Source organism: Burkholderia catarinensis (genome assembly GCF_001883705.2).
GTDB classification, from domain to species: domain Bacteria; phylum Pseudomonadota; class Gammaproteobacteria; order Burkholderiales; family Burkholderiaceae; genus Burkholderia; species Burkholderia catarinensis.
This window is the reverse complement of the sequence record NZ_MDEQ02000033.1, coordinates 60,603-70,483: the sequence shown is the minus strand read 5'-3', so window position 1 is coordinate 70,483 and position 9,881 is coordinate 60,603. Positions and strand designations below refer to the sequence as shown.

The window sequence follows — 9,881 nt, the reverse complement described above, 5'->3', positions numbered from 1 at the left end:
TCGGGCGGCAAGTGCGCGATCGCGGTGGCGGCATCGCTGCTGGGGCTGGTGGCGACAGGTGCGCACGCGCTCCCGACGGGCGGGGCGATCGTGGGGGGCAAGGGCGACATCTCGACGTCGGCGGACGGCAAGGCGATGTCGGTGAACCAGCACACGGACAAGCTGATCACGAACTGGCAGGACTTCAGCATCGCGGGCGGGGAGCGGGTGTCGTTCCATCAGCCGACGGACAAGTCGATCGCGCTGAACCGGGTGATCGGGACGAACGGCAGCCAGATCCAGGGCCAGCTGGACGCGAACGGCCGGCTGTTCGTGGTGAACCCGAATGGCGTGGTGTTCGGCAAGGGCGCACAGGTGAACGTGGGCGGGCTGGTGGCGACGACGCGCAACATTTCGGATGAGGATTTCCTCAACGGCAAGTACCGGTTCTCGGGCACGTCGAAGAACGCGGTGGTGAACGAAGGGACGATCACGGCGGCGGAAGGCGGCAGCGTGGCGCTGCTGGGCGCGCAGGTATCGAACAGCGGGACGATCCAGGCGAAGCTGGGCCGCGTGGCGCTGGGCGCGGGCAACACGATGACCGTGAATTTCGACGGCAACGGTCTGCTGAACCTGCAGGTTGACGACGGTGCGGTGGATGCGCAGGTGAACAACGGCGGGCTGCTGAAGGCGGACGGCGGCGAGGTGCTGATGACGGCGCGCGCGGCGGGGGATCTGCTGGGCGCGGTGGTGAACAACACGGGGACGATCGAGGCGAAGGGACTGAATTCGCGCAGCGGGAAGATCACGCTGGAAGGCGGTCTGGTGAAGGTGGGCGGCAAGCTGGATGCGAGCGCGCAGGAAGCGGACGCATCGGGCGGCGTGGTGACGACGCGCGGCGAGCGTGTCGAAGTGGCGAACGACGTGCAGGTCGACACGCGCGCACCGGGCGGCCGCACGGGCACGTGGAAGATCGAGGCCGCGAATGCCGGTGTGGTGAGCGGCAATGCGCTGCGCCAGCGAGGCCTCGTGATCGACGGTGGCCTGAACGGCAATTCCAGCGAGTCGGGCAGCGACGCGCTCGACGCGGATACGCTGTCGCGCACGTTGGGCACGACGAATGTCGACCTGACCAACACGAAGGGCAACCTGACGGTCGATGGCTCGGTGAACTGGGCGAGCGACAACAAGCTGACGCTGACGTCGCAGAAGGGCGACGTGGATCTGAAGAAGTCGCTCGACGCGAGCGGCGAGAACGCGGGGCTGACGGTGAACGCGGCGAAGCAGATCCGCGTGCATGACAAGGTGACGCTGACGGGCCGCAACGCGCAGCTGGAACTGAACTCGGGCAGCGGTCACACGCTGACGAACGCCAATGCGGTGGTCACGCTGTCCGGCCAGAACGCGTCGTTCCGCGCGAACGGCGAGGGCTATACGGTGATCCATGACCTGGAAGGCCTGCGCAACGTGGACGCGAATCTGGCCGGCCGCTATGTGCTGGGCAATGCGATCAAGGGCAGCGGCCGCTTCCGCAGCATCGGCGGGGAAAACGGGTTCGGCGGCGTGTTCGACGGCCTCGGCAACACGATCAGCGGACTGACCATCTACAACAACGATGCGTTCGTGGGCCTGTTCGCTTCCAACTTCGGGAGCATCGCCAACCTGATGCTGCAGGGCATCACGGTCAACGGCATCTCGTCGCCGAATACCCCGTGGGGCTTCGTGGGCTCGCTCGCCGGCACCAACAGCGGCACCATCTCGAACGTTCACGCGAAGGACGTGGTGGTGAAGGGCAAGGGCGCTGGCGGGACCACCGTCGGTGGCCTGGTCGGCATGAATATCAGCGGCACGATCGATCGTTCGTCGGTGTCGGGGCGCGTCGAGGGCGACAGCAGCACGACCAAGATCGGCGGTCTGGTCGGGGAGAACCTCACGGCGCTGTGGCCGGATATGGGCGAGGCGACGATCACCAATAGCTCGGCCGACGTCCAGGTCGTGGTCAAGGGCATGACGCCGGGTCGCTTCGTTGGCGCGGGCGGCCTGGTCGGGCGCAACACGGGCCTGATCGCCGGGTCGTCGAGTGCCGGCTCCGTCCAGGTGGATGGCGTGGGCGCCGTGGTTGGCGGCCTCGTCGGCATCAACGACATCAACGGCAAGACCCGCGGCACGATCCGCGCATCGAACTCGTCCAGCGACGTCAAGGTGGGCAGTAACGCGAAGGCGGGCGGCCTGGTCGGCGTCAACCAGGCGGTCGTCGACGCATCGTCGGCGAGCGGCGCGGTGACGGCGGGCGCCAACAGCCGCGTGGGCGGTTTGGTCGGCGAGAACAGCGGCGTCATCGCGGCGTCGACGGCCGCGGGCAAGGTGATGGCCGGTGCGTCGAGCCGTGCGGGCGGCCTGGTGGGCAGCAACGACGGCGAAGTGCGGGCGTCGGAAGCGACCGGCGACGTGGTTGCCGGTACCGATAGCCAGGCGGGCGGCCTGGTCGGCTACAGCGGCGAGAAGGCGAGCATCAGCGCGTCGACGGCGCGCGGCAACGTCAAGGCGGGCGACCGCTCGCAGTTGGGTGGTCTCGTCGGCGAGAACCGCGGCGCCATCGCTGCCTCGCTCGCGCGCGGCACGGTGACGGCGGGTGCGAAGAGCCACGCCGGCGGCCTCGTGGGCCTGAACCGCGGCAGCGTGCGGGCGTCGGAGGCATTCGGCGACGTCACGGCCGGCGTGAGCAGCGACGCGGGCGGGCTCATCGGCAGCAGCGACGGCGAAGTGCTGGCGTCGAAGGCGTCCGGCAAGGTCACGGCCGGCAACGGCAGCTCCGCGGGTGGCCTGATCGGCGTCAACGGCGGGACGGTGAAGGGATCCAGCGCACGCGGCGCCGTGACGGTGCTGGGTTCCGGCAACGCCGGCGGCCTGATCGGCTTCAACTACGGTCCGCAGAGCGTCGTGTCGGCCTCGAGCGCGACGGGCGACGTCTCCGCCGGAGCCGATAGCTCGGTTGGCGGCCTCGTGGGCTTTGTCCAGGACGGCACGATCGACACCTCGTCGGCCAGCGGTTCGGTGAAGGGCGGCGATCGCAGCTACGTCGGTGGGCTGGTCGGCACGAACAGCGGCACCGTCAAGGGCTCGTCGTCGTCGGGCACGGTGAGCGGCGGCACGTACGCGAAGCTGGGCGGGCTGGTCGGCTGGAACGTGGGCTGGGTGCAGAACTCCACCACGTCGAGCAAGCTCATCCTGACGTCGGGGAACTATCAGTACGGCGCGCTCGCGGGCGGCAATTTCGGCATCTTGAATGGCAACACCGTGACCGGCGACGCGGCCAACGTGAAGCTGGTCGGGTTCGGCCAAGGGCAGCGTTGATCGCCTGAACCGATGAACCGCGCACCGTCGTGCTTCGCGTCCGCGTTGCACGGCGGTGCGCGGCAACGTCTTTCTGGCGTGTGGATTCAGGCCGCTCAGTATTTCTGAGCGAATTCTGTAGTACCCCCTCCAGCAACGGGGGCGTAGTGATTAATCAAGTGAGGATTCCAAAATGAACAAGGCCTATTCACTGGTGTGGAACGAGGCGCTGGGCGGTTGGACCGTGGCAGGGGAAACGGCCCGCCGTCGCGGCAAGCGTTCGGGCGGCAAGTGCGCGATCGCGGTGGCGGCATCGCTGCTGGGGCTGGTGGCGACGGGCGCGCACGCGCTGCCGACGGGCGGGGCGATCGTGGGGGGCAAGGGCGACATCTCGACGTCGGCGGACGGCAAGGCGATGTCGGTGAACCAGCACACGGACAAGCTGATCACGAACTGGCAGGACTTCAGCATCGCGGGCGGGGAGCGGGTGTCGTTCCATCAGCCGACGGACAAGTCGATCGCGCTGAACCGGGTGATCGGGACGAACGGCAGCCAGATTCAGGGCCAGCTCGACGCGAACGGCCGGCTGTTCGTGGTGAACCCGAACGGCGTGGTGTTCGGCAAGGGCGCGCAGGTGAACGTGGGCGGCCTGGTGGCGACGACGCGCAACATTTCGGATGAGGATTTCCTCAACGGCAAGTACCGGTTCACGGGCACGTCTAAAAACGCGGTGGTGAACGAAGGAACGATCACGGCGGCGGAAGGCGGCAGCGTGGCGCTGCTGGGCGCACAGGTATCGAACAGCGGGACGATCCAGGCGAAGCTGGGCCGGGTGGCGCTGGGTGCTGGCAATGCGTTCACGGTGAACTTCGACGGCAACGGCCTGCTGAACCTGCAGGTTGACGACGGTGCGGTGGATGCACAGGTGAACAACGGCGGGCTGTTGAAGGCGGACGGCGGCGAGGTGCTGATGACGGCGCGCGCGGCCGGTAACCTGCTGGGCGCGGTGGTGAACAACACGGGGACGATCGAGGCGAAGGGACTGAATTCGCGCAGCGGGAAGATCACGCTGGAAGGCGGGCTGGTGAAGGTGGCCGGCAAGCTGGACGCGAGCGCGCAGGAAGCGGCCGCATCGGGCGGGGTGGTGACGACGCGCGGCGAGCGTGTCGAGGTGGCGAACGACGTGCAGGTCGACACGCGCGCACCGGGCGGCCGCACGGGCACGTGGAAGATCGAAGCCGCGAACGCCGGCGTGAGTGGCGGCAAGGCAGCGCGGATGCGCGATAGCGACGCGATCGAAACCTCCACGCTGGCGCGCACGCTTGGCACGACGAACGTCGAACTGACCAACACGAAGGGAGACTTGTCGGTCGGCGGCCAGCTCGCCTGGGCGAGCGACAACCGGCTGACGCTGACGTCGCAGAAGGGCGACGTGATCCTCGAACAGGCGCTGGACGCGAGCGGCGCGAACGCGGGCCTGACGGCGAACGCGGCGAAGCAGGTCCGCCTGTACGACAAGGTAACGCTGACGGGCCGCAACGCACATCTCGAGCTGAACTCGGGCAGCGGTCACACGCTGGAGACCGGACGGGCCGTGGTGACGCTGTCGGGCGAGAACGCGTCGTTCCGCGCGAACGGCGAGGACTACACGGTGATCCACGACCTGGCAGGGCTGCGCAACGTGGACGCGAACCTGTCCGGCCGCTACGTGCTGGGCAATGCGATCAAGGGCAGCGGCCGCTTCCGCAGCCTCGCGAACAACGGCTTCGGCGGTGTGTTCGACGGCTTCGGCAACACGATCAGCGGCTTGACCATCTACAACGACCCCGGTGCGGACAGCGTAGGCCTGTTTGCCACCAACTGGGGGCGCATCGCCAATCTGAAGCTGCAGGGGATCACCGTCAACGGCGTGTCGTCGTATGTGTACGGCCAGCCGCTCTTCGTGGGCTCGCTGGTCGGCACCAACTTCGGCACCCTCTCGAACGTCACCGCGCGGGACGTGCTCGTCACGGGCAAGGGCAGCGGTGCAACGATTGTCGGCGGCCTGGTCGGCTGGAACCTGAGCGGCAAGATCGATCGCGCGTCGGTGTCGGGGCGCGTCGAGGGCGACCGCAGCACGATCAAGATCGGCGGTCTGGTCGGGGAGAACCTGACGGTGTTGTGGCCGAACCGGGGCGAGGCGACGATCAGCAACAGCTCGGCCGACGTCCAGGTCGTGGTCAAGGGGGGCATGCACAAGGAGTTCGTCGGGGCCGGTGGCCTGGTCGGGCGCAATACCGGCACGATCGACGGGTCGTCGAGCTCGGGCTCCGTCCAGGTGGATGGCGACGGCGCCGTGATCGGCGGTCTCGTCGGCATCAACGACATCAATGGCGATACCCGCGGCACGATCCGCGCATCGAACTCGTCGAGCGAGGTCAAGGCGGGCCGCAACGCGAAGGCGGGTGGTCTGGTCGGCGTCAACCAGGCGCTCGTCGATGCGTCGTCCGCGAGCGGCGCGGTAACGGCCGGCGCCAACAGCCGCGTGGGCGGTTTGGTCGGCGAGAATAGCGGCGTCATCGCGGCGTCGACGGCCGCGGGCAAGGTGATGGCCGGTGCGTCGAGCCGTGCAGGCGGCCTGATCGGCAGCAACGACGGCGAAGTGCGGGCGTCGGAAGCGACCGGCGACGTGGTCGCCGGCGTCGACAGCCAAGCGGGCGGTCTGGTCGGCTATAGCGGCGAGAAGGCGAGCATCAGCGCGTCGACGGCGCGCGGCAACGTCAAGGCGGGCGACCGCTCGCAGGTGGGGGGGCTCGTCGGCGAGAACCACGGCGTCATCGATGCCGCGTTCGCTCGGGGCACGGTGACGGCGGGCGCGAAGAGCCGTGCCGGCGGCCTCGTGGGCCTGAACCGCGGCAGCGTGCGGGCGTCGGAGGCATTCGGCAGCGTGACGGCCGGCGTGAACAGCGAGGCGGGCGGGTTGATTGGCGGCAGCGACGGCGAGGTCCTGGCCTCCAAGGCGTCCGGCAAGGTCACGGCTGGCAACGGCAGTTCTGCCGGCGGCCTGATCGGCGCCAATGGCGGGACGGTGAAGGGATCCGGCGCGAGCGGTAGCGTGACGGTGCTGGGGGCTGGCAACGCAGGCGGCCTGGTCGGTTTCAACTACGGTCGCAACGGCCGCGTGTCGGCCTCGAGCGCGACGGGCGATGTCTCCGCCACCGGGTCCGAGAGCTCGGTTGGCGGCCTCGTGGGCTACCTCCAGGACGGCACGGTCGAATCCTCGTCGGCCAGCGGTTCGGTGAAGGGCGGCGATCGCAGCTACGTCGGCGGGCTGGTCGGCACGAGCTACTTCGGCAACGTCAGCGGCTCGTCGTCATCGGGCACGGTGAGCGGCGGCATGTACGCGAAGCTGGGCGGGCTGGTCAGCTGGAACGGGGGCCGGGTGCTGGATTCCACCACGTCGAGCAAGATCGTCATCACGCCGGGCTACCTTCAGACGTTCGGCGCGCTTGCTGCCGGTAATTTCGGCATCCTGAATGGAAACAGTGCAACCGGCGATGCGGCCGACGTGAAGCTGGTCGGGATCGGCATCTAACAGTACAGCTGATCGTCCGGTTTGCTGAAGTGATGAAGTGATGAACCGCGCACCGTCGCGCTTCGCATGGGCGAAGGGTGACGGTGCGCCACATCCGTCGTTCCGGACGACGGATCGATGAGGAATGAAATGAACAACACGTACGGGCTGGTTTGGAATGACGCGCGGCAATGCTGGTGCGCGGTAGGGGAAACGGCGCGCCGGAACGGCAAGCAATCGAGCGGCGGCAAGCGCTTGATTGCCGCCGCGGCGTCGCTGCTGGGGCTGGTGGCGACGGGCGCGCACGCGCTTCCGTTCGGTGTGCTCGACATGAAGGGCGACGCCGACATCTCGAAATCGGCGGATAACAAGTCGATGTTGATCCACCAGAAAAGCGACAAGCTGCTCACGAACTGGTGGACCTTCGGCGTTGCGCGCGACGAACGCGTGTCGTTCCAGCAGCCGACGGACAAGTCGATCGCGTTGAACCGCGTGATCGGGCCGCACATGACCGAGATCCAGGGGAAGCTCGACGCGAACGGCCGGGTGTTCCTGGTGAACCCGAACGGGGTGGTGTTCGGCAAGGGCGCACAGGTGAACGTGGGCGGGCTGGTGGCGACGACGCGCAATATTTCGGATGAGGATTTCCTCAACGGCAAGTACCGGTTCTCGGGCACGTCGCAGCGCGCGGTGGTCAACGAGGGAACGATCACGGCGGCGGAAGGCGGGAGCGTGGCGCTGCTGGGCGCGCAAGTGTCGAACAGCGGAACGATCCAGGCGAAGCTGGGCCGTGTGGCGCTGGGCGCGGGTAATACGATGACCGTAAATTTCGACGGCAACGGGCTGCTGAACCTGCAGGTGGACGATGGTGCGGTGGACGCACAGGTGCACAACGGCGGGCTGCTGAAGGCGGACGGCGGCGAGGTGTTGATGACGGCGCGCGCGGCGGGGGATCTGCTGGGCGCGGTGGTGAGCAACACAGGGACGATCGAGGCGAAGGGACTGAATTCGCGCAGCGGGAAGATCACGCTGGAAGGCGGGCTGGTGAAGGTGGCCGGCAAGCTGGATGCGAGCGCGCAGGGCGCGGACGCATCGGGTGGGGTGGTGACGACGCGCGGGGAGCGTGTCGAGGTGGCGAACGACGTGCAGGTTGACACGCGCGCGGCGGGTGGCCGCACGGGCACGTGGAAGATCGAGGCCGCGAACGGCGGCGTGGGCGGCGCTGCCGGCACCGGCGATGCGATCCGGGCGGCAACGCTGGCGCGCACGCTTGGCACGACGAACGTCGAGCTGGCCAACACGAAGGGCAGCCTGACCGTCGGCGAGGCAGTGGCATGGAGCGGCGACGGGAAGCTGACGCTGACGTCGCGCAAGGGCGACGTGGATCTCAAGCAGGCGCTCGACGCGAGCGGCACGAACGCGGGGCTGACGGTGAACGCCGCGAAGCAGATCCGCCTGCACGACAAGGTGATGCTGACGGGCCGCAACGCGCATCTGGAACTGAACGCGGGCAACGGGCGCACGCTGACGAACCCGAAGGCGGTGGTCACGCTGTCGGGTGAGAACGCCTCGTTCCGCGCGAACGGTGAGGACTACACGGTGATCCGTGACCTGGCCGGGCTGCGCAACGTGGATGCGAAGCTGGGCGGCCGCTATGTGCTCGGCGCGGCGATCAAGGGCAGCGGCCGTTTCCGCAGCATCGGCGGCAGCGAAGCATTCGCGGGCGTGTTCGACGGTCTCGGCAACACCATCAGCGGTTTGTCCATTCATAACGACGGCCCGTACGTCGGCCTGTTCGGCTCGAATTTCGGCCGCATCGAAAACCTGAACCTGCAAGCCGTGTCGGTTCGCGGCGATGGGTACGGGATGGTCGGCACGCTCGTCGGTCTGAATGGCGGCACGATTTCGCATGTCACGGCACGGGACGTCCGCGCGACGGGCGGCGGTTCGCTCGGCGGTCTGGTCGGTGCAAATCTCGGCACCGGCGTCATCGAGCACGTGTCGCTGACCGGGCGCGTCGACGGCGGCGCTTACACGTCCCGGATCGGCGGTCTCGTCGGCGCCAACCTCGCGGGTCCGAACGGCGAGCAGGGGACGATCGCCGACAGCGTCGCCGATACGCAGGTGAGCGTCGCGGCGTCCGGCCGTGCGGTCTTGCTCGAAGGCGCGGGCGGGCTGGTCGGCGTAAACCTCGGCCGGATCACGCGCTCGTCGAGCGCCGGCCATGTCGGGACGTCGGAAGCGGGTGCGACGCTTGGCGGTCTCGTGGGTCGCAACGGCGGCCTGATCGAGCACGCGTCGAGCACCGCGACGGTCGTCGCCGGGTCGGGCTGGTCGGACGCGGGCGGGCTCGTCGGCATGAACACCGGGATCGTGATCGACTCGTCGGCGAGCGGCGACGTGAGCTCGCTGTACGGCGCGTCGGCGATCGGCGGTCTCGTCGGCCGGAACCGGGGTGTCGTGCGGGCATCGCAAGCGAGCGGCAACGTGTATTCCAACGGCGGCGACATGATCGGCGGGCTGGTCGGCTGGAACCTGGGCATCGTCGACGCTTCGTCGTCGGCTGCCTACGTGAAATCCGCGTACGGTGCCGGCCAGGTTGGCGGTCTCGTCGGCCGCAACAGCGGCAAGGTCACGGATTCGCACGCAACGGGCCAGGTCGATGCGGGCAAGGGCGCGATCGCGGGTGGTCTCGTCGGCTACAACGACCGCGATGGCGTGATCGAGCAGTCGTCGGCGTCCGGCAACGTGTTCGGCGCCGACGCCAGCGAGGTCGGCGGGCTGGTCGGCCGCAACGCCGGCCGGATCGCCGGCTCCAGCGCAGGCGGGACCGCGAAGGGTGGCCCGGGTGCGACGGTGGGTGCGCTCGTCGGTGTCGACGACGGGGGCACTCTGACCGGCAACGCAGTCGGTGGCGGAGCCGCCCGGCTTCCGGCCGTCGGCGGTCGCGCGCTCGCGATGCGTTGATGCGCGGCGGCGTGCGGGTGACGCAAGTCATCGCCGCCCGACATCGTCA

The 9,881-nt window shown here is 68.6% G+C and carries 3 protein-coding genes; all 3 read left to right on the top strand.

Going from position 1 to position 9,881, the window contains the following annotated elements; translation table 11 throughout:
* Nucleotides 1–3,333: two-partner secretion domain-containing protein (locus BFF94_RS33225; RefSeq protein ID WP_219140297.1), on the top strand; the 3,333-nt coding region annotated here is incomplete at its 5' end.
* A gap of 172 nt (nucleotides 3,334–3,505) precedes the next feature.
* Nucleotides 3,506–6,886 (top strand): two-partner secretion domain-containing protein, encoded by a 3,381-nt coding sequence (locus BFF94_RS33220; protein ID WP_219140296.1) that lies wholly within the window; start codon nucleotides 3,506–3,508, stop codon nucleotides 6,884–6,886.
* 129 nt (nucleotides 6,887–7,015) lie between these two features.
* Entirely contained in the window at nucleotides 7,016–9,832 is a 2,817-nt protein-coding gene (locus BFF94_RS33215) for a two-partner secretion domain-containing protein (RefSeq protein ID WP_219140295.1), read from the top strand.
* The last annotated feature ends 49 nt before the right edge of the window (nucleotides 9,833–9,881 follow it).

What these genes read in the sequence shown, in the direction of transcription:
- BFF94_RS33220 (WP_219140296.1), top strand. Translation starts at nt 3,506, where the DNA reads ATGAACAAGGCCTATTCACTGGTGTGGAACGAGGCGCTGGGCGGTTGG.
- BFF94_RS33215 (WP_219140295.1), top strand. Translation starts at nt 7,016, where the DNA reads ATGAACAACACGTACGGGCTGGTTTGGAATGACGCGCGGCAATGCTGG.